At 64.4% G+C, this 24,947-nt stretch carries 24 protein-coding genes; 14 read left to right on the top strand and 10 right to left on the bottom strand.

The annotated features are described in order from the left end of the window. Positions 1 to 5 precede the first annotated feature (5 nt). The 3 genes from C437_RS19555 (at position 6) to C437_RS19545 (ending at position 3,296) form a co-directional block, all read left to right on the top strand. A complete protein-coding gene (locus tag C437_RS19555) occupies positions 6 to 962 on the top strand; it encodes an NADPH:quinone reductase (RefSeq protein ID WP_004518749.1) in 957 nt (318 codons plus the stop codon). A 62-nt stretch (positions 963 to 1,024) separates the two neighbouring features. Continuing rightward, entirely contained in the window at positions 1,025 to 1,735 is a 711-nt protein-coding gene (locus C437_RS19550; RefSeq protein WP_004518748.1) for an SDR family oxidoreductase, read from the top strand. 223 nt (positions 1,736 to 1,958) lie between these two features. Next, positions 1,959 to 3,296 (top strand): sodium-dependent transporter, encoded by a 1,338-nt coding sequence (locus tag C437_RS19545; RefSeq protein ID WP_004518747.1) that lies wholly within the window; start codon positions 1,959 to 1,961, stop codon positions 3,294 to 3,296. 195 nt (positions 3,297 to 3,491) lie between these two features. Here C437_RS19545 and C437_RS19540 read toward each other — a convergent pair whose 3' ends face one another. Next, complete coding sequence (locus tag C437_RS19540) at positions 3,492 to 3,809, bottom strand: RPA12/RPB9/RPC11 RNA polymerase family protein (RefSeq protein WP_004518746.1); 318 nt, start codon at positions 3,807 to 3,809, stop codon at positions 3,492 to 3,494. Positions 3,810 to 3,938: 129 nt separating this feature from the next. Continuing rightward, a complete protein-coding gene (locus tag C437_RS19535) occupies positions 3,939 to 4,919 on the bottom strand; it encodes a DMT family transporter (protein ID WP_004518745.1) in 981 nt (326 codons plus the stop codon). A 224-nt stretch (positions 4,920 to 5,143) separates the two neighbouring features. Here C437_RS19535 and C437_RS19530 point away from each other — a divergent pair, with 224 nt between their 5' ends. Beyond that, positions 5,144 to 5,935, top strand: coding sequence for a helix-turn-helix transcriptional regulator (locus C437_RS19530; RefSeq protein ID WP_004518744.1), 792 nt, complete (start codon positions 5,144 to 5,146; stop codon positions 5,933 to 5,935). A gap of 45 nt (positions 5,936 to 5,980) precedes the next feature. On the opposite strand, the gene C437_RS19525 is transcribed toward C437_RS19530, so the two are convergent. Next, positions 5,981 to 6,604: a uracil-DNA glycosylase family protein gene (locus C437_RS19525; RefSeq protein ID WP_004518743.1), complete on the bottom strand. Its 624-nt coding sequence runs from the start codon at positions 6,602 to 6,604 to the stop codon at positions 5,981 to 5,983. Positions 6,605 to 6,745: 141 nt separating this feature from the next. Between C437_RS19525 and C437_RS19520 the strand changes: the two genes are divergently transcribed. From C437_RS19520 to C437_RS19505, 4 genes are all read left to right on the top strand, one after another. Then, positions 6,746 to 8,296 carry an acyl-CoA carboxylase subunit beta gene (locus C437_RS19520; RefSeq protein ID WP_004518742.1) on the top strand — a complete coding sequence of 517 codons (1,551 nt, stop codon included), beginning with the start codon at positions 6,746 to 6,748 and terminating at the stop codon, positions 8,294 to 8,296. Between the two features lie 2 nt (positions 8,297 to 8,298). Beyond that, a complete protein-coding gene (locus C437_RS19515; protein ID WP_004518741.1) occupies positions 8,299 to 8,604 on the top strand; it encodes a hypothetical protein in 306 nt (101 codons plus the stop codon). A gap of 141 nt (positions 8,605 to 8,745) precedes the next feature. Then, positions 8,746 to 10,590: an acetyl-CoA carboxylase biotin carboxylase subunit gene (locus C437_RS19510; RefSeq protein WP_004518740.1), complete on the top strand. Its 1,845-nt coding sequence runs from the start codon at positions 8,746 to 8,748 to the stop codon at positions 10,588 to 10,590. 81 nt (positions 10,591 to 10,671) lie between these two features. After that, positions 10,672 to 11,619 (top strand): biotin--[acetyl-CoA-carboxylase] ligase, encoded by a 948-nt coding sequence (locus C437_RS19505; protein ID WP_004518739.1) that lies wholly within the window; start codon positions 10,672 to 10,674, stop codon positions 11,617 to 11,619. 17 nt (positions 11,620 to 11,636) lie between these two features. Here the strand turns inward: C437_RS19505 and C437_RS19500 are convergent, their stop codons facing one another. The 6 genes from C437_RS19500 to pan1 all read right to left on the bottom strand — a co-directional run bounded on the left by C437_RS19500 (position 11,637) and on the right by pan1 (position 16,933). Next, the gene (locus C437_RS19500; protein WP_004518738.1) at positions 11,637 to 12,116 is read right to left on the bottom strand and encodes a universal stress protein; all 480 of its coding nucleotides are present in this window, start codon (positions 12,114 to 12,116) and stop codon (positions 11,637 to 11,639) included. 72 nt (positions 12,117 to 12,188) lie between these two features. Next, positions 12,189 to 12,647, bottom strand: coding sequence for an SHOCT domain-containing protein (locus tag C437_RS19495; protein ID WP_004518737.1), 459 nt, complete (start codon positions 12,645 to 12,647; stop codon positions 12,189 to 12,191). Positions 12,648 to 12,680: 33 nt separating this feature from the next. Continuing rightward, positions 12,681 to 13,706 carry an amidohydrolase family protein gene (locus tag C437_RS19490; protein ID WP_004518736.1) on the bottom strand — a complete coding sequence of 342 codons (1,026 nt, stop codon included), beginning with the start codon at positions 13,704 to 13,706 and terminating at the stop codon, positions 12,681 to 12,683. Positions 13,707 to 13,727: 21 nt separating this feature from the next. After that, positions 13,728 to 14,951 (bottom strand): HD domain-containing protein, encoded by a 1,224-nt coding sequence (locus tag C437_RS19485; RefSeq protein WP_004518735.1) that lies wholly within the window; start codon positions 14,949 to 14,951, stop codon positions 13,728 to 13,730. Between the two features lie 61 nt (positions 14,952 to 15,012). Next, a complete protein-coding gene (locus tag C437_RS19480) occupies positions 15,013 to 15,594 on the bottom strand; it encodes a DUF420 domain-containing protein (protein WP_004518734.1) in 582 nt (193 codons plus the stop codon). 124 nt (positions 15,595 to 15,718) lie between these two features. Continuing rightward, positions 15,719 to 16,933 (bottom strand): proteasome-activating nucleotidase Pan1, encoded by a 1,215-nt coding sequence (pan1, locus tag C437_RS19475; RefSeq protein WP_004518733.1) that lies wholly within the window; start codon positions 16,931 to 16,933, stop codon positions 15,719 to 15,721. 155 nt (positions 16,934 to 17,088) lie between these two features. Here pan1 and C437_RS19470 point away from each other — a divergent pair, with 155 nt between their 5' ends. After that, positions 17,089 to 17,829: an NAD(P)/FAD-dependent oxidoreductase gene (locus C437_RS19470; RefSeq protein WP_004518732.1), complete on the top strand. Its 741-nt coding sequence runs from the start codon at positions 17,089 to 17,091 to the stop codon at positions 17,827 to 17,829. Here the strand turns inward: C437_RS19470 and C437_RS19465 are convergent. Beyond that, positions 17,814 to 18,881, bottom strand: coding sequence for a M48 family metalloprotease (locus tag C437_RS19465; protein WP_004518731.1), 1,068 nt, complete (start codon positions 18,879 to 18,881; stop codon positions 17,814 to 17,816). The genes C437_RS19470 and C437_RS19465 overlap by 16 nt on opposite strands. 101 nt (positions 18,882 to 18,982) lie before the next feature. Between C437_RS19465 and C437_RS19460 the strand changes: the two genes are divergently transcribed. From C437_RS19460 to coaBC, 5 genes are read left to right on the top strand one after another with little or no spacing between them, the layout of a single operon-like run. After that, a complete protein-coding gene (locus C437_RS19460; protein WP_004518730.1) occupies positions 18,983 to 20,095 on the top strand; it encodes a DUF4129 domain-containing protein in 1,113 nt (370 codons plus the stop codon). Further along, positions 20,095 to 20,841, top strand: a complete 747-nt coding sequence (locus tag C437_RS19455) for a DUF7269 family protein (protein ID WP_004518729.1) — start codon at positions 20,095 to 20,097, stop codon at positions 20,839 to 20,841. The genes C437_RS19460 and C437_RS19455 overlap by 1 nt, the downstream gene beginning before the upstream one ends. Next, positions 20,838 to 22,163: a DUF58 domain-containing protein gene (locus tag C437_RS19450; protein WP_004518728.1), complete on the top strand. Its 1,326-nt coding sequence runs from the start codon at positions 20,838 to 20,840 to the stop codon at positions 22,161 to 22,163. Before C437_RS19455 ends, C437_RS19450 begins: the two co-directional genes overlap by 4 nt. Continuing rightward, on the top strand, positions 22,160 to 23,725 hold the full coding sequence (locus C437_RS19445) for a DUF7519 family protein (protein WP_004518727.1): 1,566 nt from the start codon (positions 22,160 to 22,162) through the stop codon (positions 23,723 to 23,725). Before C437_RS19450 ends, C437_RS19445 begins: the two co-directional genes overlap by 4 nt. A gap of 50 nt (positions 23,726 to 23,775) precedes the next feature. Continuing rightward, the gene (coaBC, locus tag C437_RS19440; protein WP_004518726.1) at positions 23,776 to 24,942 is read left to right on the top strand and encodes a bifunctional phosphopantothenoylcysteine decarboxylase/phosphopantothenate--cysteine ligase CoaBC; all 1,167 of its coding nucleotides are present in this window, start codon (positions 23,776 to 23,778) and stop codon (positions 24,940 to 24,942) included. The last annotated feature ends 5 nt before the right edge of the window (positions 24,943 to 24,947 follow it).

The raw sequence follows: 24,947 nt of genomic DNA, 5'->3' as shown, positions 1-24,947 counted from the left end.
CCCCAATGCGTGCTGTACGATTCCACGAGTACGGCGGGACGGACGTGCTTCGCGTCGACGACATCGAACGGCCGACACCAGGTCCGGAAGAGGTCCTGCTCGAAGTCGAGGCAGCGGCGGTCAATCCGGTCGATACGTACTTTCGAGCCGGCGACTACGAACCCGAGGAGTTACCCTGGGTCCCCGGCTCAGACTGTGCTGGGACCGTCACCGCGACCGGTGAAAGCGTGGCCGCCTTCGAGGAAGGGAATCGGGCCTTTGCAACCGGGCTTGGCAACTGGCTCCAGGGGACCTGCGCGGAGTACGTCACTGTTCCCGAGTCGCATCTGGCACAGCTCCCCGAAGGGGTGTCCGCCGAGGCGGGTGCAGCCGTCGCGCTCGTCGGCGTCACCGCCTGGCAGACGCTCGTCGCAGCGTGCTCGCTGGAGCCGGCCGAGCGAGCGCTGATTCACGGCGGGAGCGGCGGTGTGGGCCACATTGCAGTCCAATTGGCTGCGGCGAACGGGGCGCAGGTCACGACGACAGCGTCACCCGACTACCACGACCGCCTGGCCGATCTCGGTGCGGATGACGTGTTCGACTACAGCCGGGACGACCTTGCCGACGCAGTGGTCGAGGCCGGCACACCGGACGTGATTCTCGACCACCGGCTCGATGACTACCTCGCGTTTGACGCCGAGGTGGCCGCGCAGGGCGCGCGGATCGCCGCTATCGGAAACACCGACCTCGCGGCGACGTTCGAGAACGTCCCGCGCTGCCGGGCGAAGGCCCTCAGCGTCCACCACGTCTCGATGTTCAACACGCCGGAGTTCGGCGCGGTGCTCTCTCGACTGGCGACGCTCATGGCTGACGACGACCTGACACCGGTTGTCGCTCGCCGCTACGACCTCGAAGACGTCCCGACCGCTCACGACGACGTGCTGAACGACAGCTTCCTCGGCAAGCTCGTCGTCACGCCGTAGTTGGGCGGCGTCAGGGGGTTAGCAGACGGAGCTTTATTTTCCTGCTATTCGTTGGTTTATGCATGTCAGCCGATTTTAATTTCGATGGCGAGGTAGCACTGGTCACGGGCATCGGCGGGGCGCTTGGGAGCGCGGTCGCGGACGCTTTCCTCGAAGCCGGCGCGACCGTCTGTGGCAGCGACATCATCGAACCAAACACGGAAGACTTCCTGTTGGCCGAGCCCGAGCGCGTCGACTTCTATCGGGCGGATTTCAGCGACGAGGCCGACGTGGCCGAGACTGTCGAGGCGGTCGTCGACGAACACGGGCGGTTGGACTACCTGTTAAACATCGCCGGCACCTGGCGCGGGGGTACACCGATCAGCGAGACAGACGTGGATACGTTCGATTTCCTGTTCGACGTGAACCTCAAGACCATGTTTCTGGCGTCGAAACACGCGATTCCGTACCTGCGGAACGCGGAGGGCGCGATTGTCTCCGTCTCTGCGCGAGCGTCACTGGAGGGTGGTGCGGGCGACGGCATCTACCGGGCGTCGAAAGCCGGCGTTCGACTCCTGACCGAGACCATCGCCGCGGAGAACCTCGGGAGCGTGCGAGCGAACGCCGTCATGCCGAGTGTCATCGATACTCCGATGAACCGCGAGATGATACCTGACGCCGACACCGAGTCGTGGGTCGACCCGAAAGACATCGCGGACGTGATGTTGTTCCTCTGTTCGGACGCCGCAACCGTGACAAGCGGTGCGGCGGTTCCAGTGTACGGCGAGGTCTGAGACTGTTGGCTGTGTCTGGTCTGCCTGCCGCTGGGCCATAGCCTCATGTCTCTCGTATTCACATATCCGTGCTGTCAGGAACCGGCGGCAAAGGGGTAGCAGTGCGGAGATTTCGGCTACTGTCTGGCTTCGCAAATAATGTCTTTGTATTTATATTACGGGGTGGTGTTGCGAGCTCGAATCATGGTGGTTTTTATACCCCAAAAGAATATGCGGCATCACAATGAGTGACAGAGAAACGTGGGCCTCACGGCTCGGGTTCATTCTCGCAGCAATCGGTAGCGCAGTCGGCCTGGGAAACATCTGGCAGTTCCCGTTCAAGACCGCGACAAACGGCGGCGCAGTGTTCCTCGTCTTCTATCTCATCGCCGTGTTGCTCATCGGCTTCCCGGCAATGCTGGCAGAGTTCATCATCGGACGGCGAACGAACCGTAATGCCGTCGACGCGTTCGCAGAACTCGGATTCAAGCAGTGGCGGGTCGTCGGTGGCCTGGGCGTCTTTACCGGGTTCTGGATTCTCTCGTACTACAACGTCGTCGGAGGGTGGGTCATGCGGTATATCCTCGGTAGCGCGACGGGCGCATACTTCGGAAACTCCGCGGAATACTTCGGTGCCATCTCCAGCGGACCGGAAGCTGTCGTCGGACAGGCACTGTTCCTGCTGATCTGTGTCGGTATCGTCGCGGTGGGTGTCGAAGACGGTATCGAGAAAGCAACGAAAGTGATGGTCCCCAGCATCGTCATCATCATGGTCGGGATGGCGGCCTGGGTTACCACGCTTGAGGGAGCGGGAGCTGGCTACAGCTACTTCCTCTCACCGGACTTCTCCACGCTGGCGGCGAACGCTGGCGACCTGATTCCGTTCGCAGTTGGACAGGCGTTTTTCACCCTCTCGCTGGGGATGGCAGCCATGATCACCTACTCCTCGTACATCGGTGACGACGAGAGCCTCCCGGTCGATGGCGGCATCATCGTCGTGACGAACACACTCGTCGGTGTGCTGGCCGGGCTCGTCGTGTTCCCGATTCTCTTCGCCATCAACATCAGCCCCGACACCAGCGGCCCGTCCGCCATCTTCGTCGCGATGGCGTCGGCGTTCCCGCAGCTCCCCGGCGGGCGACTCCTCGGTGTCGTGTTCTTCGGCGTTGTCCTCATCGCCGCAATTTCATCCGCCATCAGCCTGCTCGAAGTTGCAGTCTCCTACGGTGTCGACAACACGTCATACTCGCGCGTGTCACTGTCGGCGATGCTCGGGGCTGTGCTGTTCGTTCTCGGATTTCCGTCGGCCTGGGACCTGGCGTGGTTCGGCTGGTTCGACACGCTCGCGTACAAGCTGTTCCTCCCGCTGTCGGTGCTGCTCATCCTAGTGTTCGTCGGCTGGGTTCTCTCCTCCAACGCGGTTGCCGAGCTCCGACAGGGGACGGGTGGGCTTCGAGCGTTCGGCCCGGCCTGGCTCTGGATGGTCCGAACGGTGGTCATCCTCGGCGTCATCCTGACGCTGGCTCTCGGGCTGCAGACGCTGTTCCTCGCCGAAGACCCCGCGATTATCCCGCCGATATAAGCGACGCGGCCATCGGTTTCTCGCGGATTCGGACCGCCTTTGCCGCAGCTTTGCTGACCGACCGGTGTAGACAGCCGTCGCGAGAAGTAGTTACATAGTCTGATAAGTACTCAGACAGCATTTCACGGTACCTTTCAGAGCTGACAGTCGAAACACACTGTCTAGCAGGACACTACGTGGTTCGGGTTACGGGAGTCAGGTCTCGCGCCACTTGTGGCCACACTCGGTACAGGTGAACAGCCGTACCTCGTAGGAGCCGCCCGGTTTCGGCAGCATCTCGTAGTAGGCCCGGTCGCTATCGCAGTCGGCCGCTGGGCAGGGCTCCTGTGTCGTTTCGGTCGAATCCTGGGTCGCGTCGGCCACGGCGGGTGCCCCGTCATCGCGCTGTCCATCCTGAATCGCCATCGCCGCTTCCGCTTGCGAGTCTCGCGACTCCTCGTTTTCACAGGAGCGACACAGCCACGTGTCGCCCTCCGTGTGCATCATCGAACCACACTCGTCACAGAATTGCATATAAACTGTGGGTACACGGTTGTCAGATATATGTGTTAATTTCCGATTCGCCGTGCGTTTCAGACAGCTGTGCATACTGACTGTCGTAGGTGTCAGCGGTAACGGGCTATGACACCATAGTAGACCGTCTCAGTCGGACTCGAACCCGCGCGGTTCGTCCGCAATGCCGAGGCTCTCGGACACAGTGTCAGTCTCGTCGGTGGTACCCGCAAGTACTTCGCGGATGTCGACAGATTCGCTGCCGAGTACCACGAACCCCGTGAAGATAGTCAGGAAGCCCGCCACTGCGGTCGGGGTAATCGCCTCGCCGAGTACAGCCCACCCACCGAGCGTCGACACGACGGGGACCACGTAGAAGATGAGGTTGGCCTGAATTGCTCCGGTAGCATCGAGCAGGCCGAAGTAGGCGATGTATGCGATTGCGCCAGCGAAGATTCCGACGTACAGCAGAGCCGCTATCGCGGTCGGAGACCAGACTGCCGTGGCGGCCGACTCGCCCATGCCGATGCTCAGTGCGTGCGAGAGCGCGGCGGCGACGGGCAGCGCCCACGCGGTCCGGACCGTGCTCGACAGACCGCCGCCGGACCAGCGGATGAGGACACTGCCCAGCGCCGCGCTGGTCGCGCCAGCGAACAGGATGAGCTTGCCGATGCCCCCGCTCAGGAGCATCGCCGGGTCGGGGCTGACGACGAGGCCGACGCCGAGCAGGCCGATAACCATGCCGAGACCGCCGCGGGCCGAAAGCTGCTCATCGGAGAGCAGGAGAGCGGCGAACACCGGCGTTAGTATCGGATTGAGACTGAAGATGATAGCGGCGACCGCACTGGTAGCGGACTGCTGGCCCACGAATATCAGCGCGTTTGCGAGGCCGAGCGCGAACAGGCCCGTCGAGAGGATCGCCAGCACGTCGCCACGGGTTCGCGGGAGCAGTTCGTCCCGGGACCGCGTCACGGCGACATAGCCGAGGAGCACGACGGCGGCGATATCGAACCGCAGAGCGACGAACAGAAGCGGCGGGAGGTACGACAGCCCGGCCTTCGCGCCGACGAAGGTCCCGCCGAGCAGGACACTGGCAACGGCAGCGAGGGCGAACGTTCGGCGCGAAATCATGCCACCACCTCGTATAGATTTTCTGAAATAGCGCCACAACCGACAGAGAGAGCACGTGGAAAAACCTGAGTCATCGTACTCTATCGTAGGGTATCGGGGTTTATAGGCCCGTTTAGAAAATCTTACATAACGCGAAACGACTGAATACCCGTGGGGGATATTCACGGTATGAAATTATTTCACGGTACGAAAGTGCTTTAGCACGGAACCCACAATGCAGCGGTATGGAATCGGCGCTCGAAGAGATCGAGTTCCTCGCGCTCTCGTCGAACCGGGTCGAGGTGTTACGTCTTCTGGCGGCAGGGCCCCACTCGCGCGGGGACCTCGCGGCCGAAACTGGTGCGTCACAGGCGACGCTCGGGCGTATTATCGCCGACTTCGAAGAGCGGTCGTGGATCCGCCGAACGGGCGGCGGGTACGTCGCGACGGCGACGGGCCGCATCGTCGCTGACGGGTTCACCGACCTAGTCGACAGCCTCGAAACCGAGCAGCGACTGCGCGACATCGTCCAGTATCTCCCGACCGATGCGATGGATTTCGACCTGCAACACCTGGCCGACGCGACGATAACTGTCCCGAGCCAGACGCGCCCGAACGCGCCGGTCCAGCGGCTGCTTGACCTCCTCCGAGACGCCGGTGAGGTCAGGACGTTCTCCCACGCGTTTAATGACCAGGCCATCCGGGTCGTGCAGGAGCGGGTCGGCGCCGGCGAACAGCGGTTCTCGGGCGTGTTCTCGCCGAGCGCAATAGACGCACTGGCAGCAGACGACCGGCTCCGGGACCGGCTCGATTCGCTGCGTGCCGAACCAGACGCGTCGGTCCGGGTCTGGAGCGACGGCGTACCGTTGGCCGTGATGATTGCCGACGACGTGGTACATCTGCTGTTGCGGGACGACAACGGGGTGCTACAGGCGTCGCTCGAATCCACTGCCCCAGCCGTCCGTGAGTGGGCTATCGAGACGTTCGACAACTACTGGGCGTCCGCAGAGCCGCTCTCGGATGGGTGGTCGCTGTAACTACTGTTTTTGATTGTCGGAGCCGTGTACGAGTCATTCGAGCCGCTACCGGACCAGATACGGGTCGTCGTTCGGCAGGAACCGCCCGAGGTCCGCTTCGCGGCGATAGTCCGTTTCCAACAGCGCCGTCAGCGCGTCGACGAGAGCGTCTGCATCGTCGTCAGTCCATTCTGCGGGCTCTTTGATGGGGTAGACGAGCCAGCCGCTGCCGACGACTTCCGTGGCGTGGCGCGCGGCCATGTCTATCGACTCGGTCGGCTCCGATGTCGTGTTCGCGAACACGTGTCGCGTGGCGCGCTCGCCGACGGGTAGGAGTACGTGGGCGGTGATGGCCCGGAGTTCTGTGTCGAACAGCGGTTCAAGCTCGTCGTAGTCCGCGTCTGTCGGCGGGTCACCGCCGCACATGTACAGATACGACAGGTACGTCTTTTCGACGGTCGGCGGCGTGCCGGCTTCGATGAGCAGTCCGGCCTCGACGAGGGCCCGCTGGAGACGTTCGCCCGCGGGATTGTCGGTAAATGGGATGCCAGACGTTTCCCCACCGTGGACGCCCGGGTGGTCACCGATGACGTGGAAGTGGGCGTTGGCGTCGCCGTACCCCGGTACGAACGGCTCACACGGGGCGTCAAAGCCGAAGGGGTTGTGCTGGCGGGCCGTGACGTTCTTCACGCGCGGACTCAACAGGCCATCGCTCAAAACTCCGCCGGTTTCGGCCACCGAATACGGAAAATAATGGTTAAGTTTGATAACGCTTTTCTCGGATGCCCGCAAGGAGTCGGATATGCTCCGGTCCGGGAGAAGTGATATCGCGTGAGTCACGATGACCGTGTCGAGGACCTTCGAGAACGAAAAGCCGAAGCCGAGCGGGGCGGTGGCGAGGAACGAATCGAGGCCCAGCACGACCGCGGGAAGCTCACCGCTCGTGAGCGCATCGATTACTTCCTCGACGACGGCACCTTCGTCGAGATCGACTCGCTTCGGGAACACCGCTCGACGAACTTCGACATGGCCGAGAAGAAGGTACCCGGCGACGGCGTCGTCGTCGGCTATGGGAAAGTCGACGGCCGTCAGGTGTACGTCTTCGCCCACGATTTCACCGTCTTTGGCGGGTCGCTGGGCGAGGCGTTCGCACAGAAGGTCTGTAAGGTGATGGACAAGGCCATCGAGACGGGCGCACCCATCATCGGCCTGAATGACTCCGCCGGCGCGCGAATCCAGGAGGGGATCGACTCGCTGGCGGGCTATGCCGACATCTTCCACCGCAATCAACAGGCTAGCGGCGTCGTCCCGCAGATCTCAGCGATCATGGGGCCGTGTGCCGGCGGCGCGGTGTACTCCCCCTCGATCACGGACTTCATCTACATGGTCGAGGAGACCAGCCACATGTTCATCACCGGCCCCGACGTCATCGAGACGGTGACCGGCGAGGAGGTCGGCTTCGACGAACTCGGCGGGGCAAAGACCCACGCCTCCGAGTCCGGCGTGGCCCACTTCACGGCCGCCGACGAGAAGGAGGCGATGGACGACATCCGCTACCTGCTGTCGTATCTCCCCCAGAACAATGTGGAGGACCCGCCGCGGGTCGAGCCCTGGGACGACCCTGAGCGCCGTGATGAAGAGTTGAAGACGGCTGTCCCCGATGCCCCGCAGAAACCCTATGACATGACGGATGTCGTGGGGCGCATCGTCGACGAGGACTCCTTCTTCGAGGTCGCCGAGGACTTCGCGCGCAACATCGTCATCGGGTTCGCCCGCATGGACGGCCACAGCGTCGGCGTCGTCGGCAACCAGCCGCGGGTCAACGCCGGGACGCTTGACATCAACGCCTCGCGGAAGGGTGCGCGGTTCGTCCGCTTCTGTGACGCGTTCAACATCCCGATTCTCACCTTCGTCGATGTGCCGGGGTTCATGCCCGGCAAGGATCAGGAGACAAATGCCATTATCAACCACGGCGCGAAGCTCCTGTACGCCTACTCCGAGGCCACCGTTCCACTGGTGACCGTCATCACACGAAAGGCGTACGGCGGAGCCTACGACGTGATGGCGTCGAAACACATCGGCGCGGACATGAACTACGCCTGGCCAACCGCCGAAATCGCCGTGATGGGGCCACAGGGCGCGGTGAACGTCCTCTACGACGACGAACTGGAAGACGCCGACGACGTGGAGGCCCGACGGCAGCAGCTCATCGACGAATACCGCGACGCCTTTGCCAACCCCTACACGGCGGCCGAGCGCGGTTTCGTCGACGACGTCATCGAACCACAGGAGACCCGGCCGCGGCTCATCGACGACCTGGACCTCCTCCGGGGGAAACGCAAAGACCAGCCCGACCGCAAGCACGGCAACATCCCACTGTAACGATGGCTGCTGACACTGACTCGGCGGTCGACGCCGAACTGATTGCGGAGATCGCCGCACAGCTCGACGACGCTTCGGCAGACGAAGCGGCCGCCATCGCCGTCGCCGTCGGGGCCCATCTCACCGACCGCCAGCGAGCGGCGGCAGCGGCCGCGGCGGCGGCAGCGGCGGACGACGGTGACTCCTGGGACGGCAAGCAGTGGTCCTTCTCCGGGCGCGTGGAGGCCACGCAGCGACGGTCCGTCCGGGTCCGCTCGGACGCGCCGACGGACCCCTGGAGCGCCGCCGGCCGCGCCGAACGGTTCTAACCGCCAACAGGTTCTTCTGTCAGTTGAACGGCGATGCCCTGACTGGATTTGCGGGCATGTCCCACACTAACATGATTATATATGTAAGATTGGCCGCTATCTGCGCATAGTTTTATGGGCCGACTCTCAGTATGAGGGCGTATGTTCGATAAGGTGCTCGTCGCTAATCGCGGGGAGATAGCGGTGCGCGTGATGCGCGCATGCGAGGAGTTGGGCATCGGCACAGTGGCCGTCTACTCTGACGCCGACAAGCACGCCGGCCACGTCCGGTACGCGGACGAGGCGTACAACGTCGGCCCGGCCCGTGCCGCAGACTCCTATCTCGATCAAGAAGCGATTATCGACGCGGCCAAGCGAGCCGACGCCGACGCCATCCACCCGGGGTACGGCTTCCTCGCGGAGAACGCCGACTTCGCCGAGCGCGTGCAAGAAGCGGATGGAATTACCTGGGTCGGGCCCGAAAGCGAGTCGATGGAGGCACTGGGAGAGAAGACGAAGGCCCGCAAGATCATGCAGTCGGCCGACGTGCCCATCGTTCCGGGGACGACCGACCCGGTCGAGGACCCCGAGGAGGTCGTCGAGTTTGGGGAGGAGAACGGCTTCCCTGTGGCTATCAAGGCCGAGGGCGGCGGCGGCGGTCGCGGGATGAAAATCGTCCACGACCCCGAGGAAGCCGAGGAGCAACTCGAAAGCGCAAAGCGAGAGGGGGAAGCGTACTTCTCGAACGATTCGGTGTATCTCGAGCGCTATCTGGAGAACCCCCGCCACATCGAGGTCCAGATCATCGCCGACCACCACGGCAACGTCCGGCATCTGGGTGAGCGTGACTGTTCGCTGCAGCGACGCCACCAGAAGGTCATCGAGGAAGGCCCCTCGCCGGCTCTAAACGACGCCCTCCGCGAGAAAATCGGCAACGCCGCTCGCCGGGGCGTCCGCGAATCGGACTACTACAACGCCGGGACCGTCGAGTTCCTTGTCGAAGAGGACACTGACCGCGAGCAGGGCGAACTGCTCGGTGAGGACGCGAACTTCTACTTCCTCGAAGTGAACACCCGCATTCAGGTCGAGCACTGCGTCACCGAGGAAATCACCGGCATCGACATCGTCAAGTCGCAACTTCGGGTGGCGATGGACGAGGAGATAACCTTCGAGCAGGACGACGTGGAGATTGAGGGCCACGCGATGGAGTTCCGAATCAACGCCGAGAACGCCGCCGACGACTTCGCGCCCGCGACTGGCGGCAGCCTCGATACCTACGACCCACCGGGCGGCATCGGCGTCCGCCTCGACGATGCGCTCCGGCAGGGCGATGACCTCGTCACCGACTACGACTCGATGATCGCGAAGCTCATCACCTACGGTGAGGACCGCGCGGAGTGTATCGAGCGCGGGAAACGAGCGCTCAAGGACTTCGACATCGAGGGGATTCCGACAGTCGTCCCGTTCCACCGCCTGATGCTCACCGACGAGAAGTTCGTCGGCGGCACACACACCACGAAGTACCTCGACGAGCAACTCGACCGCACCCGCATCGAGGAGGCCCAGGAGAAGTGGGGGACCGTCTCCGAGTCCGACGGCGACGATGACGAGGAAGTCGTCGAGCGGGAGTTCACCGTGGAGGTCAACGGCAAGCGCTTTCAGGTCGACCTCGAAGAGCGTGGCGCACCGCCCATCAACGTCGGCGACGTGGATGCCGACGGCGGGAACCAGCCACAGCGGCCACGGGGCGGCAGTAGTTCCGACAGCGACGGCGGCAGTGCCTCCACCGCCGAGGGGCAGGAAGTCGCCGCGGAGATGCAGGGGACGATTCTGGAGGTCAACGTCGAGGAAGGCGACGAGGTCGAGGCTGGCGACGTGCTGTGTGTCCTCGAAGCGATGAAGATGGAAAACGACATCGTCGCCGAACGCGGCGGCACTGTCAACGACGTGGCCGTCAGCGAGGGCGAATCCGTCGACATGGGCGACTTGCTGTTCGTGATTGGGTGATCGCTGGAGCGGCCCCCGCGTCGCCTCGTTTTGCACTGCTTCTACAGACGCCTTTTATTCCGGCCCGCCGAAGCCCCGTATATGAACGAGACGCGCCATCAGGTGCTCGACGCACTGGCGGACGGCCCCGTCTCGGGGCCAACCATCGCTGCCGAACTGGATATCTCCCGCTCCGCGGTCTGGAAGCACGTCGAAGCCCTGCGTGAGGAAGGGTTCGAAATCCAAAGCGACGATGCGGGCTACGTCCTCAGTTCGGTGCCGGAGTTCGGGGCAAGCGCGGTCGAATATGGCCTCGATGCACCCTTCGCCGTCGAGTATCACGACAGCATCCCGAGTACGAACGCACGAGCCCGGGACCTTGCGGCGGAGGGCGCGTCAGAGACCGTGGTACTGGCCGACGAACAGACCGGTGGGCGGGGCCGACTCGACCGCGAGTGGCACTCACCCAGCGGCGGGGTCTGGCTCTCGGTGCTGTTCCGGCCCGACGTGCCGATGGCTCACGCGCCGGTGTTCACGCTTGCGGCGGCCGTCGCGGTGACACGGGCGGCCCGGGAGGCCGGCGTCGACGCCGGTATCAAGTGGCCCAACGACGTGCTCGTCCGCCACGGCGACGCAGAGCGCAAGCTGGTCGGCATCCTCACCGAGATGGAAGGCGAAGCCGACCGCGTCTCGTGGGTTGTCGTGGGCATCGGCGTCAACGCAAACGTCGACCCCGCGGACTTGCCTGACGAAGCGACCCCGACGAGCCTCTCGACCGAGCGGGGCGAACCGGTCGACCGACGGCTGTTCACGCAACGACTGCTGGAAGAGTTCGATGCATTGCGACAGGACACAGGGCAGGTCGTCGAGGCGTGGCGGGAGTACGCGACGACGCTGGGCAAACAGGTCCGGGTCGAGACGCCGGAAGGCCCCGTAGAGGGCGAGGCTGTGGACATCCAGTTCCCGGGCGCGCTCGTCGTCGAGACAGAATCAGGGACTGAAGTCGTTTCCGCGGGGGACTGTGAGCACCTCCGTCCGGTTACAGAGTGAGCACGGCAGGAGACACGTCACTGGGGGACGCCGGCGGGCTGTTCGTCCTCCGAGACATCTTGCAGCGTCGTCTCCACCGGGACGGTGACGACCGGGATGTGAGCCGACCGGACGACCCGTTCAGCGACGCTCCCCAGTAGCAGGCGGTCGATGCCGCCGCGGCCGTGGGTCCCCATCACGATGAGGTCACAGCCGTGCTGACTCGCGTAGTCGACGATCTTCCGGCTTGGGCTTCCCTCAGCCGTGGCTCGCGTGACAGTCATATCATCGCCGATGAGGCGCTCCACCGTGTCCAGCGCCATCTCGCCCTCGCGGTGGAGCGAATCGGTGACGCTCTCCCACGTTGGTTCGTGCGGGAGCGTCGAGAACCGACCGGTATCAACGACGTACAGCGCGTGAATCTCGCTTTCGTGGGCCACTGCCAGTTCTTTGGCGTGTGTGATTACGTCTCGTGACCCCGGCGATCCGTCCGTCGGTACAAGTATTCTGTCGTACATACTGTACTATTGGCTGCCTGAAGGGATATAGTTTGGTAAGAGATAACATGCATCGGTGGGGTCAGATACGGCTCAGTTCAGCTCTCGGTCCCGTTCGCGCTCTGCTGCCTCGAAGCCATCCAGAGACGGCTCGTCGAGGGCCTGTTCGAGCCGTCGCTCCAGTTCAGCCTCAGTTAGCTCCCCGTTAGCGTAGCGCTCGGAGAGTCGTTCAACGGGGTCGGTCTCGTCGGCGCTGGTCACAGCTGCCGTGTCGGTGGGCCGCGTCTGTGACACCTCAGTGGTCGATGCCCCAGTCTCGTCCTGCCCGACAGCTTTCGACACGAGCCAGTACACCCCATAGCCGATAGCCGCCAGAAACCCGATGGCAGCGGCCAACGAGATGATACCGAACAGCAGACCGATAAGCCCAAACAACAGCCCAAAGGCGAGCCGTACAGCGGCAAGGACGACGATTAGCGAGACGACTCCCAACAGACCGTACAGAAGAATCTTCAGCGGCGTGCTCAGGGCGCGGTCAGTGGCGGAGGGCATCGCCGAAAAATACTATTCCCACGGTGATAAGAATTATTCCGCCCCCGAGTGGACGACCCGCCGAACGTCGGCCGTCTCCGCCCGGCGAACGACAGCGCGGACGGGGTTTCGCGCCCCAGAGAGGTTATCCGAATCCCCGTCGAGCACCAGCAGGCGTGCTGGCTGTCCGGTCTTGATGAGACCGCCGCCAAGTCCCGCGACCTCGGCCCCGTTGACTGTGGCCATCCGTAACACCTCGCGGGCCGAGAGGTCATACAGCTTCGCGGTGAACTCCATCTCGCGAAACATCGATGGGCTGTTGAGCATGACGTTGTCCGTCCCGAGCGCAACTGTCGTTCGCTCTGTCAGTTCCTCGACCGGCGGACGGCCAACGTCGGTGGCGATGTTCGACCGGGGACAGACGACGACAGGAATTTCGCTGTCGGCGACCCGTTCGAGATGCAGCGACTCGGCGTGGACCATGTGAACGAGGAAATCCGGGTCGAGGTCGAGCGCGGAGTTGATGTCAGAGCTGTCGACTTCCCCAGCGTGGATGCCAAACAGCTTCCCGGCCTGTCGGGTGGCGCGGCGCTCCGCCCCGAACTCGCTGTCGTTGGCACCGCTCGCGCCGAACCCGTCGGCCAGCTCCATCGCGTCCGTCGTCTCGCGCCCCAGAATGACGCTTTCGGGCGACGAGTCTGACAGTGCCTCCTGTATCGCACGGACGCCCTCCACGCCGCCCTCTCGGAACTCGATGAACGCACCGGTCCCTGCCTGCGCCATGAACGACAGTGACCGCTCCATCGCAGCTACCAGTTCGTCTCGGCTCGCCTCACGGAGCAGGCGGTGTTTCAGGCCGTCTGGCGGCGCAACCAGTTCTTCCAGCGAGAGCCCCTCGCCGGCCTCTTTGGCGATTGAGTCACCGATGTGGGTGTGGGCGTTGACGAACGACGGAACCACGATGTCGTCGCTGTCGACAGTCACCTCTTCGATGGCGGTTATCTCCCCGTTTTCGACGACAACACGGCCTTCGATGGCCTCGAACGACCGTCCCGTCAGAATCGTCCCTTCAACAATCATGTTCCCTGTTCGCCCGTTCGCTCAGTTAAACTCATCGAGGGTCGCATGAATACCCGTCCGCACGTCTCGAACTCTAGCCCCGTCGAGGTCGAGTCCCAGTTCACGGATTGCTGCGGCACCGACCCGCTCGCTTTCGTCCGCTGGCGCATAGACACCAAGCCGCCACTGGTCGCGCTGAGCGGCACGGATGGCGTTGACCAGCGTCGACTGCTCGCCGAGTCGACGGACGTCACCGTTAACGAGGACGCGGCTACTCGATTCGGTCATCGACGGCTCCGGCGGGATATCGAGGATAACGGCGTCACTGTCGACGTTCGCTTCGTCAGCGATAGCCCGCTCCATCGCCCCGACAGCCTCGTGGTCGGCCGACAGAACCGCCTCTGGCACGGCCCCCCACTCCGCCCAGACGGCGCGCTTGTACAGGTCCCGCTGACTCAGCCGCCGTGCGTACGCCGTGGTCGCCTCGCACTGCCTGAGTGCCACGAGCAGGTTGCTGTCGTCCCACCGGCGCAGCGTCTCGGCCGTCGTGTCGGTCGCGGCCAGTAGTTCCTCCGTCCCGCGTCTGAGCATCGACTTGGCGATGCGAGCGACGTGGTGCTGGTAGACAGTCGGGTTCATCAGCGCCCGCGCCAGCAGGAGCGACTCGGCCGTCTGGACGTTCCCCTCGTCGAGAACGAGTTCACCGTCGACGAAACACAGCTCGCGGACCAGCCGCTCGTGGTCGATAGTCCCGTAGGGAACGCCCGTGTGGTGGGCGTCACGGACCAGATAGTCCATCCGGTCGACGTCCAGTTCGCCGGAGACGAGCTGGCCCAGCTCGCCCTCGCCGGCGACAAGGCCGGCCACGCGGTCAGGATTGAGGCCGTGTTCCGAGAGGACCCGCGCGACCGGGCCGTCACCGAGCAGTTCGTCCACGTCGTCGTGGTACTTGCCCGTCCGGCGGTGAATGAGCGCTTCGACGTTGTGGCTGTACGGCGAGTGCCCCACATCGTGGAGCAGCGCCGCGGCGCGGACCCGTTCGGCCTGCTGGCCCTCGATGCCGAGGTGGGACAGCGCCCGGTCAGCGAGATGATAGACCCCAAGCGAGTGCTCGAATCTGGTGTGGTTCGCCGAGGGGTAGACGAGCGTCACCGTGCCGAGCTGTGAAATCTGTCTGAGCCGCTGGACCGGTGGCGTGTCGAGCAACGCCGCCGCAACGCCCTGAACCTCGATGTGGTCGTGGACGCTGTCCTTGATTGTGGTCATTGCCCGGACCTACGACGGCGGCCGGCAAAATCATTCGCCACCGCACGCGTCGGAGGTAGAGCTACCGGGGTACCCAGCCGTAGATGTGGTTCAGCATCACGTAGGTCACGAGCCCAAGGAACAGGCTCAGACCCCACGCGGAGACGGCGATACGGCCCACACGAGCGTGAATCGTCTCCCTGAGTTCGGCCGGGGAGTGGGTCAGCCCGAGAACGACGGCGTGAACGACGACGGGGACAGACACCGCCGACAGCAGGATGTGGATAGCGAGCATCACGATGTACGCCGTCCAGACGAACCCTTCGGCGACGATCTCCTTCTCGAAGCCGCCACCGACCTTGAGGATGTACAGGGCCAGAAACACCATGATGAGCGTAAACGCGGTCAGCATCGCCGCGCGGTGTTTCTGTACCTGATTGCGCTTGATGAAATATACGCCGGCGATGATAGCAAGCAGGGCGATGCTGTTGACGACAGCGATTGCGTCACCCAGCAGGATGACGATGTCCCGCGAGAATTCAGGGAGCGGCAACACACCGCCGAACGCGCCGAACACGAGCGCGTAACCGACGACCGAGACGACGGCGGTGACGAGCCGCGGACGAGCGCGGGCACGCGACTGGAGTGTATCTGCAACGGCCATACCAGCAGTTCGGGGCCGGAGTGGTAATTGTGTTCTGAAACGGGCGAGTACGACAGCACAACTGCGAGCCGAAGCGGTGACTCACGACGTAGAGAACAGAGAAGAGTCAGAGCCGTCAGCGAACTCAGGCGAAGGTCCGGGAGACGTCCTCGTCGTCGGTTTCCTCCTGCTGGATCTTCTCCCAGGCGTCGTGGAAGTCCGCCATCGTGACCTCGGTGCGGTCGTCGCGGATGGCGAACATCCCGGCCTCGGTACAGATAGCCTTCACGTCAGCACCGGAAGCGTCCTGAATGTCCTCGGCCAGCACCTCGAAGTCCACGTCGTCGGCGACGTTCATGCTGCGGGTGTGGATCTGGAAGATCTGCTTGCGACCCTCGACATCGGGGTTCGGGACCTCGATGAGGCGGTCGAAACGGCCGGGCCGGAGGATAGCACGGTCGAGCATGTCAAAGCGGTTCGTCGCCGCGATGATACGGATGTCGCCGCGGTCGTCGAACCCGTCCATCTCCGAGAGCAGCTGCATCATCGTCCGCTGGACCTCGGCGTCGCCGGAGGTCTTTGACTCCGTCCGCTTGGCTGCGATAGCGTCGATCTCGTCGATGAAGACGACGGCAGGCTCTTCCTGACGGGCCAGTTCGAACAGGTCACGGACGAGCTTTGCGCCCTCGCCGATGAACTTGTGGACCAGCTCGGAGCCGGCCATCTTGATGAAGGTGGCGTCGGTCTCGTTGGCGACGGCCTTGGCGAGCATCGTCTTCCCGGTGCCGGGCGGGCCGTGCAGCAGGACGCCACTCGGCGGGTCGATGCCGACGTCTTCGAACATCTCGGGGCTCTTCAGCGGCATCTCGACGGTCTCGCGAACCTCCTCCATCTGTTCTTCGATGCCCCCGATGTCGGCGAAGGTGACGTCCGGCGACTGGTCGACCTGCATGACGCGAGCGCGGACGTCAGTCTCGTCGTCGAGCTGTTTGACGATAGACAGGGAGTTGTTGACGGCGACGCGGTCGTCGGGTTCGAGCTCCTCGCGCATCTCGTCGGTGACCTCGGTCAGGGCCTCCTGATTGTTGCCGTGCTGTTTGATGATTACGCCGTCGCTGGACAGTTCCTGAACGGTCGCGACGAACAGCGGTGACTGCTTGAGCTTCTTGTTCTCGTGTGTGAGCCGTTCGAGCTTCTGCTGGTACTTGTTGTTCTCTGCATTCGCGTCCAGCAGCTTGTCGCGCATCTCCTCGTTCTGGGATTCGAGCACCTCAAGCCGCTCCTGCAGCGCCTCGATCTTCTGTTGCTGAGACGCGTCATCGTCGTACGGCATATCGACCTCATCGACGGTGTCGGTCATTACGACGCCTTTAGTAGGTGTATCGTTATGAGGCTTCGGGTAGGCTCAGAAACTGTATCGCCCGGCGTATGCCCTGAGGGGGCCGCTACTGGCCGCTTTCCGTCTGTAGGTCATAAACCGGCACGTTTCTTTGCCCCCGCTGGAAACACCTGCCCATGCCAACCGACCGCGAAGAAGTCATCATCGTGGGCGGGGGCGTCGCCGGACTGTCGGCGGCGATCTACACCGCTCGCGCCGACCTGTCTACCCGGATTATCTCGACCGGCGAGTCGATACTGAACCGCAACGCACACCTGGAGAACTACCCCGGATTCCCGGCAGGAATCAACCCACGGCTCCTGCTCGAACTGATGCGGGCACAGGCCCGGCGGGCCGGGGCGTGGTTCATCGACGGCGAAGCCGAGCAGGTGGCGGAAACCGCAGGAGGCTTCGAGGTGACCTGTGCTGATGGCGAGTCCTACGACGCGACGTATCTCATCGCCGCGTCCTGGTCGGACCCGTCGTATCTGGACGGGCTGGATCTCTCGCTCATCGACCGCGGGTCGAAGCAGTTCATCTCGACCGACGAGCAGGGGCGGACCGATGTCGAGGGACTGTACGCGGCCGGCCGGCTGGCCGAGCAACACCACCAGACAATCGTCGCCGCGGGCCACGGCGCACAGGTCGGGCTCACGCTGATAGCGGACGCTGACATCGACTTTTATCACGACTGGACCGCCCCGGAGGGGTATTTCACCGGCCGCGACCGACCGGTTCCGCCGGGCTGTGAGGAAATCGACGAGGCAGAACGCAAGCAACGCGAACAGGAGTCACTGGAGGTCATGCGGCGGTACTTCGAGGAGCCGATGCCCGGTGAACCGACGATGCACCCGAGCGTCGATCAGGATTCGGACTGACCCTGTTCGAGCGAGCGTGCGACTGACTGCAGCCGTTCGATCCGCTCGGCTGTCGGTGGGTGGGACCGTGTTTCGATGACCGACGAGTCCGTCGGCCCGTCGGAATCGAACCCATACGGGAGGAAACACAGGCCGCGGACGCCCGCGTACGCGGAGCGTTTGTCTGCCGCCGGACGGTCGTCTCCCCCACCGTCGAGTGTCTCCAATGCTTCGACAAGCGCGGCAGGGTCACCGGTCAACTGTGCCGCGCTCCGGTCGGCGGCGAACTCCCGAGCGCGCGAGAGCGACCGCCCAAGGACGACGACGGGCGCGGTGAACACGCCCAATGCGACGCCGCCGAACAGGACGGTCACCGCGAACAGGAACAGGAATCCAAGCGTAAACGAGAGGCTTCCAAAGGGGGCGTCGAGCACCCGGGTACTGAACACGTATGCGAGACCGAGCGCGACCAGTCCGAGCGCGTAACGGCTCCCGCCCGGGAGCAGGTCCGCAACCGGGTCGTACTCGCCATCTGTCAGCGACGGGAGAAAGCTGGCAAGCGTCATCACGGTCGCGTCGCGGTTGGCGACGTGCATGAGCTCGTGGGCCAGCACCGCGTCGAGTTCGTCGCCCGCAAGCGTCGAGAGAAGTCCCTCGCTCACGACGACTGTTGCACCACCGAGCGTCCCGATAGCGAAACTGTTCGGTACGTCGGCGTCTGCGACGGCAATCCGTGGCGGCGTGAGGTCGGCCAGCTGTGCGAGCCGCTGTACTCGCTCGTGGAGGGCGGGGTACTCGTCGGGGCCGACAATGCGAGCGTCGACCTCGGCCATCGTCTGAGCGCTGGTGTATCGGAGCTGTGCCCAGACAAACGCCACGAGAGCGGGGACGAGAACGGCCACCCACCAGGCGATGCGTGCCGATGCCCCACCGAACGGGAGGGCGGCGGCAGCGGCATCCCGCACCGGCGCAAGCCAGGGGGTCAGGAGCACCGCCGCAGTAGCGACCACAGCGATGTCGACGGCGAGGAGGAGCAAGAGGGTCCACAGCATCCGGCGGGTCAGTGTCCGCATAGGGTTAGTTCCACTATATCAACAGCCAAGCAAAGGTTTTCTGCTCAGACAGTTCCAGAGTGAGAGAAAGTATTTACTCTGCCGCCGGAAACAGTGCCGTAGTGTCAACGAAGCTGGTTCGTGCCGCCCTCGCCCTCCTCTGTGCAGTCGCTGTGCTGTTCGGCACAGCGCTGTTTCCCGGCGCGCTCGGTGTCGAGTTCGAGTCGAGCGGTCCACTCGACAGCCAAGCAAGCGAGCCGGTCACGCCCGACGGAACAGCGTCCGGCGAAGCCGACAGCGGGCCGACGACAGTAGCGACAAGTGATGCGGTAGAAACGACGCCACGAGCGACGAGCGATACTCCAGCGGCGACAGCGACGCCAACACCGACGGAGACGACGACAGAAACGCCAGCAGCCGGTGGGGGAGAAAACAGCGAATCCTCCGTGCTGGTGAAACTGGTCGGGCTGGCGCTGATCGGCGGGTTCGGCATCGTCGCAGTCAGTGTCATTCGGGCTGCATCGAACGCAGAGGGCGATAGGTCGACAGTGGCTGGGCTCCGCCTGCATCCGCTTCTGGATACGCTGTTCGGGACAGTGGTCTCAGCGGTTTCGAACGGCGTGGTCGGGCGGACTATCAGCCGGATTCCGAAGGCGACGACCGCCGCGCTGCTCTCGGGGTCGTCGGCGCTCGCACGAGTCGGAGCCGGCATCAGCGCCGTTTCCGGCGGTATTCTCACCGGATTGACGACGGGAATCGGGTCGGTCGGCGCGATGTCGCTGCGGGGAGTCGCGGGTCTGCCGAGTGCGCTCGGGTCGCTCTCAGTCGCGCCGTTTAGAGCCCTGAGCGGCTTCGGCGGGTCCGGCGGCTTCCTTGCCTCAGTTCGGAGTGGCGTCGACAGCCCGTCGCTGTTTGGGTCGTCAGATGCAGCGTCCGGGCGGTCAGCCGCCACCGAATCGACGGCAGCGGCGGACGACGGACCGGACATCGATAGTCTGTCGATTCAGGAGGCCTGGGGACTGCTGGCTGACCGTGTGTCGGTGTCAGACCCCGAGACAGCGACGCCCGGCGAATACGCCCGGCAAGCTATCGACAGTGGGCTTCCGGCAGAGCCCGTACGCCAGCTAACGACTCTCTTTCGAGAAGTGGAATACGGCGGACGGTCGGCGACTGGGGAGCGAACAGAATCGGCTCAAGCGGCCCTCAGACACCTCCTCGACGGGGGTGATGACTGATGAGTGACGCTGAATCACAGAACGGGCAAGAAGGACACGCTCGGGCGACCATCGATGTCAGCGTCGACCGCCCGGCACCAGGGCGCAGGTTCGTCCGATATACCCTGCTGGGACTCGCTGCACTTGCCGGCGCAGTGTTTGTCGTCACCTTCCCGTCGGTTCTGCCGGACGTTGGAAGCGGAACTGCTGGGCGACTCCAACTCGGTGCAAGCGTCAGCGCCGCCGCCGTCGGCCTTTTCGGCCTGTACACCGTCGTCCGGACGCAGGACTCTGCGCTGCCGCCGGTAAGAGGGAGACAGCCGCCTGAGCCGTATCACGACGACGCAGACAGTAAGCCGACGGAACTGCTCGATGAGCTATTGGAGCCAGAGGGAACAGAGTCGGCGGCCGGGGAACTGGTCGGCGACGACGTTGACGAGTTGCTCGCGAAAATCGACGGGCGCGTCGACCCCTACAACGGCCTCGAAGCAAGCTATGCCTCGGAAATCAGGGACCGGCTCCGCGAGGCCGCGCGGCAGGTGCTGATCGAAACAGCGGAGATGTCGACAGAGGCAGCAGCCCGGGAGGTCCGCACTGGCTCGTGGACGGACGACCGCCGGGCGATGGCCTTCCTCGGGGGCCCGGACGCACCCGACCCGCCCATCGAGATGCAGCTACGGGACTGGGCCAGCGGCGAGGGGTTTGACCGGAAAGTCGAGGCAGCAGCGGCCGAGATACGACGGCTCCAGCGGGGTGAGCGGCCGTGAGCACGCGCGAGATTACACAGCGCAACGTCGGCGTCTCGGCCGCGCTGGTCGCCGGTGGGGCCGGCATCGTCACCGGAAACCCGACGATTTTCATGGTGGCGGCGGTGGCGCTGGTGTATGCGGCCTATCAGGCGGCTATCGGTGACCCGGAACCGACGCTCACGGTCGAGCGGGACGTCGACCCGACCGACCCGCTCCCCGGCACAGAGGTGACAGTGACGCTGACGCTCACGAACGACGGGGACGCGACCCTGCCAGACGTTCGCGTCCTCGACGGCGTCCCAGAGCGGCTAGCAGTCATCGACGGCTCCCCGCGATTCGGGACCCATCTCGAAGCCGGGGCATCGGATTCAGTCACCTACACCGTCAAAGCCCGCCGCGGCGACCACGCGTTCACCGACGTGGCAATCGCCTGCCGGAACCTGACCGGGACCGTCGAGTTCGCCGAGCAGATCACCGTCGAGACGACGCTCTCGTGCAGTGCCAGTGTCGACGCCGTTCCGCTGTCGGGCCAGACCCTCTCCCAGTCCGGGCGCGTGCCGACGGACGCTGGCGGAAACGGGCTCGCCTTCTACGCCATCCGCGAGCACCAGTCCTCTGACCCGATGAGCCGCGTCGACTGGAACCGCCTCGCAAAGACGAACGAGCTAGCGACGGTCGAGTTCAGGGAGACGCGAGCGGCTACTGTCACCACGCTGGTGGATTCGAGACAGCCCGTTGCGGGGAGAGCAGGCGCGCCCACAGCTGTCCAGTTCTGTGCCTACGCGGCCCAGCAGGTCGGCTCGGCGCTTCTGGAGATGGACAACCGCGTCGGTGCCGCCGTCTACGACAGTTGTGAGACGCTGCAGCCGTCGGCAAACCGGGCACAAGAGCAGCGCTTGGAGGCGTTTCTGGAAGATGTCGTGAGCGGGTCGGTCGCCACGTCATCGGGAAGCCGCAGTTCGTGGCTGCTCGATACCGACACCCGAACCCGGCGAATGCAGTCGCCGACCGAGACGGCAGACCGGTACGGTATCACCGACGGCGGGGACGCGGTGGCGACGCTCGACCGCTCGATACCGAGCGAGTCACAGGTCGTGTTCTGTACGCCCCTGCTCGACGACCGGGCGGCCGATGCGGCAAAGCGATTCGCCGCGCACGGCCACGCGGTCACAGTCGTCAGCCCGGACATGACGACCGGAGACAGTCCGGGCAGTACCGTCGAGCGTATCGACCGAACGGCCCGCCTCGACACCCTTCGAGGGACAGTTCGAGTCGTCGACTGGACGCCCGCGGAACCGCTCGCGAAAGCCCTCACTCGCGCGATGGAGCGGTGGGCATGACGGAACTCGACAGTCGACCGGCGGCATCGAGTGCGGCGCTGGCCGGAACGGTCGCGGTGCTGGTGTCGCTCGTCCTCGCCCTTGCTGTCGTGGACCCGATAGCAGTGCTGGCGGGCTTCGTCGGCGGGCTCTGTATCGCGGCCGGGGTCTGGGCGCTCCGCAGCGATGCCCACGAGCGAATCGCCTGCGGCAGCGTCGCAATCGTCATCGGTGCGGGCGTGTTCTGTGGGACCGCGCTGCTGACGACTGATTACTGGTCGCTCGTTGCGGCGCTCGGGTTCCCGCTGGCCGCCACACTCGTCGTCATCGACGCGAGTAGTGGATTGGTGCCGCCGACCGATGAGACGGACGAACTCACGGCGATGCTCGACGAGAGTTTCGTGGTACTGGTAGTCGGCATCTGCGTCACAATCGTCTGTGCCGTTGCCGCTGCTGTCAGGCTGCCCTGGGTGCTCGTCCGTGTCGTCACTGGGTTCTCGGTCCACCCACTGGTGGGCTTCGTGACGCTACAGGTCGGCGTCCTCCTCGCTCTGTTGTTACTGGACCGGGCCACAGAGACGCTAGAATCGTGGATTCCGACAGCCACGGCGACGACTGACCGGGCGCTCGGGCGGCTACACCTGTTGGGGACAGACTGGTTGGACATCGGCCCCTACCTCAAAGCCGCCGTGGCTCTGCAGTTGCTCGTGGCGTTTGTGCCGACAACACAGGGACTGTTCGACCGCTTCCTCGACAGCCTCCCTGTGCTCGGACCGGCGCTGCGGAACGCCTTCGGTGGCCCACTCCATCTCCCCCTCGCGGTCGGGCTTCTGGCGGTACTGAGTATTCTCATCCTCGAACAGCTCCGGCAGTGGCTGTTGCAGTGGCTGGGGGACGACCCCGGACGGTCGCTGGCGCGGCAGACCGGCAGTACCGTTCTCACTGTGGGACTGCTGCTGGGCGCGCTGGTGCTTACGGCCGCTGGCGTGACCCGGCGAGTAGCGCCCACGTATGCCGGGGGCGGCCACTATGGCTCGGCTACCGTGTTGCTCCTCGTCGTCTTAATTTCGGTCGTCGTCCTCCGCGGACTCGTCACGTTACTGGCTGAGCTAGTCGCTTCGGAATTGCTATCTCGACAGGTGGCAGGGTTCGCGGCTGGAAGCGGGCTCCTGTTCATCATGACGTTGCTCGGGGCTGAACACGGACTCGCACCGATACTCGTCCTCGTCGGGAGCGCGGCGGCGCTACTGGTCTGGGACGCCGGCGTGCACGCAAGCAGCATCGGGCAGCAACTGGGCCGGGACGCCGACACGACCGACAGCGAGTTCGTCCACGTCACCGGAACTGCGGCTATCCTCGCCGGGGCTATTCTCCTTGTGCTACTCGTTCGATACGTACTCATCCCGGTCGCGGTTCCGACTACGTCGACCGGACTCTCTCTCAGTTCAGTGGTCGCGCTCGGACTGGTCCTGCTGGCGATAGTCGCGTTCACCCTCGCACTGAACGCACACGACGGAGGACCACGTACCAGCAGAGACAGAAGCGACGAGCGAGGCGAGCAGACTGCCGACAACAGTGACTAGTGAGGCCGGAGAGACAGGGGCTTTTACCCACGCACCGCCAACCGGCAGGTATGCTAACCGGAGTCAACGTCGTTCTGGGGGTGTCAGGGTCTATCGCGGCCGTCAAGACGGTGGAGCTCGCACACGAGCTCCGACGACAGGGCGCATCCGTCCGAGCGGTGATGACCGACAGCGCGACGGGCATCATCCATCCGTGGGCGCTGTCGTTCGCGACGGACAACGAGGTGGTGACGGAAATCACGGGCGATGTCGAACACGTCGACCTCTGCGGGCGCTCGGGCTGGGGCGATGTACTCCTACTCGCGCCCGCGACGGCAAACACTGTCGGCAAGGTCGCAGCGGCAATCGACGACACGCCCGTGACGACGTGTGTGACGACCGCCCTCGGTGCTGACGTGCCGGTCGTCGTTGCACCGGCGATGCACGAGCCGATGTACGACCACCCCGGTGTGCTGGAGGCAATCGACCGCGTCGAGTCCTGGGGCGTCGAGTTCGTCGACCCGCGAATCGAGGAGGGGAAGGCCAAGATCGCGACCGAGGAAGCCATCGTCACGGCGGCCGCCCGGGCCGCGGGCGACCGGCCGCTTTCGGGCAAGCACATCGTCGTGACCGCCGGCGCGACCACGGAATCGGTCGATCCGGTTCGGACGCTCTCGAATCGCTCCTCGGGACGGACCGGCCGGGCAGTCGCACAGGCCTGTTACGCCCACGGGGCCGACGTGACGCTCGTTCACGACGGGCCGGACGTTCCCTACGCGACCGTCGAGCAGGTCGAGTCTGCCGCGGAGATGACCGAAGCCGTCCGTCGGGTCGCCGACTCGGCCGACGCACTGGTCTCTGCGGCCGCCATCTCCGATTACACCGTCGAGCAGGCTCCTGAGAAAATCAAGAGCGGACAGGCGGAACTGACGCTGACGTTGCAGCCGACGCCAAAGCTTATCGACACTGTTCGGGCAGACCAGCCAGATCTCCCCATCATCGGGTTCAAAGTCGAAACAGAGGGCGACGACGAGACGCTAATCGAACGCGCCCGCGAGATACGCGAACGGGCCGGGCTGACTTTCGTGGTCGCTAACGACGCGAGCGTGATGGGCGACGACGAGACGCGCGCCTTGCTCGTCGACGGAGACTCGGCCACCGAGTACGTCGGAGAGAAGCAGGGACTTGGTGCCCGGGTTGCCGACGAACTCGGTGCCCATCTGTCCAGTCGTGACTGAGCGCG

It is taken from the genome of Haloarcula vallismortis ATCC 29715 (assembly GCF_000337775.1).
GTDB classification, from domain to species: Archaea; Halobacteriota; Halobacteria; order Halobacteriales; family Haloarculaceae; genus Haloarcula; species Haloarcula vallismortis.
This window is presented reverse-complemented; position numbering and strand designations above follow the sequence as displayed.

Excerpts from the sequence above, each read along its gene's own strand:
- C437_RS19530 (WP_004518744.1), top strand. The coding sequence starts at position 5,144 with ATGGAATCGGCGCTCGAAGAGATCGAGTTCCTCGCGCTCTCGTCGAAC.
- C437_RS19470 (WP_004518732.1), top strand. The coding sequence starts at position 17,089 with ATGCCAACCGACCGCGAAGAAGTCATCATCGTGGGCGGGGGCGTCGCC.
- C437_RS19540 (WP_004518746.1), bottom strand. The coding sequence starts at position 3,809 with ATGCAATTCTGTGACGAGTGTGGTTCGATGATGCACACGGAGGGCGAC.
- C437_RS19465 (WP_004518731.1), bottom strand. The coding sequence starts at position 18,881 with ATGCGGACACTGACCCGCCGGATGCTGTGGACCCTCTTGCTCCTCCTC.
- C437_RS19505 (WP_004518739.1), top strand. The coding sequence starts at position 10,672 with ATGAACGAGACGCGCCATCAGGTGCTCGACGCACTGGCGGACGGCCCC.
- C437_RS19455 (WP_004518729.1), top strand. The coding sequence starts at position 20,095 with ATGAGTGACGCTGAATCACAGAACGGGCAAGAAGGACACGCTCGGGCG.
- C437_RS19535 (WP_004518745.1), bottom strand. The coding sequence starts at position 4,919 with ATGATTTCGCGCCGAACGTTCGCCCTCGCTGCCGTTGCCAGTGTCCTG.
- C437_RS19500 (WP_004518738.1), bottom strand. The coding sequence starts at position 12,116 with ATGTACGACAGAATACTTGTACCGACGGACGGATCGCCGGGGTCACGA.
- C437_RS19550 (WP_004518748.1), top strand. The coding sequence starts at position 1,025 with ATGTCAGCCGATTTTAATTTCGATGGCGAGGTAGCACTGGTCACGGGC.
- C437_RS19485 (WP_004518735.1), bottom strand. The coding sequence starts at position 14,951 with ATGACCACAATCAAGGACAGCGTCCACGACCACATCGAGGTTCAGGGC.
- C437_RS19480 (WP_004518734.1), bottom strand. The coding sequence starts at position 15,594 with ATGGCCGTTGCAGATACACTCCAGTCGCGTGCCCGCGCTCGTCCGCGG.
- C437_RS19545 (WP_004518747.1), top strand. The coding sequence starts at position 1,959 with ATGAGTGACAGAGAAACGTGGGCCTCACGGCTCGGGTTCATTCTCGCA.
- pan1 (WP_004518733.1), bottom strand. The coding sequence starts at position 16,933 with ATGACCGACACCGTCGATGAGGTCGATATGCCGTACGACGATGACGCG.
- C437_RS19515 (WP_004518741.1), top strand. The coding sequence starts at position 8,299 with ATGGCTGCTGACACTGACTCGGCGGTCGACGCCGAACTGATTGCGGAG.
- C437_RS19555 (WP_004518749.1), top strand. The coding sequence starts at position 6 with ATGCGTGCTGTACGATTCCACGAGTACGGCGGGACGGACGTGCTTCGC.
- C437_RS19495 (WP_004518737.1), bottom strand. The coding sequence starts at position 12,647 with ATGCCCTCCGCCACTGACCGCGCCCTGAGCACGCCGCTGAAGATTCTT.
- C437_RS19490 (WP_004518736.1), bottom strand. The coding sequence starts at position 13,706 with ATGATTGTTGAAGGGACGATTCTGACGGGACGGTCGTTCGAGGCCATC.
- coaBC (WP_004518726.1), top strand. The coding sequence starts at position 23,776 with ATGCTAACCGGAGTCAACGTCGTTCTGGGGGTGTCAGGGTCTATCGCG.
- C437_RS19510 (WP_004518740.1), top strand. The coding sequence starts at position 8,746 with ATGTTCGATAAGGTGCTCGTCGCTAATCGCGGGGAGATAGCGGTGCGC.
- C437_RS19445 (WP_004518727.1), top strand. The coding sequence starts at position 22,160 with ATGACGGAACTCGACAGTCGACCGGCGGCATCGAGTGCGGCGCTGGCC.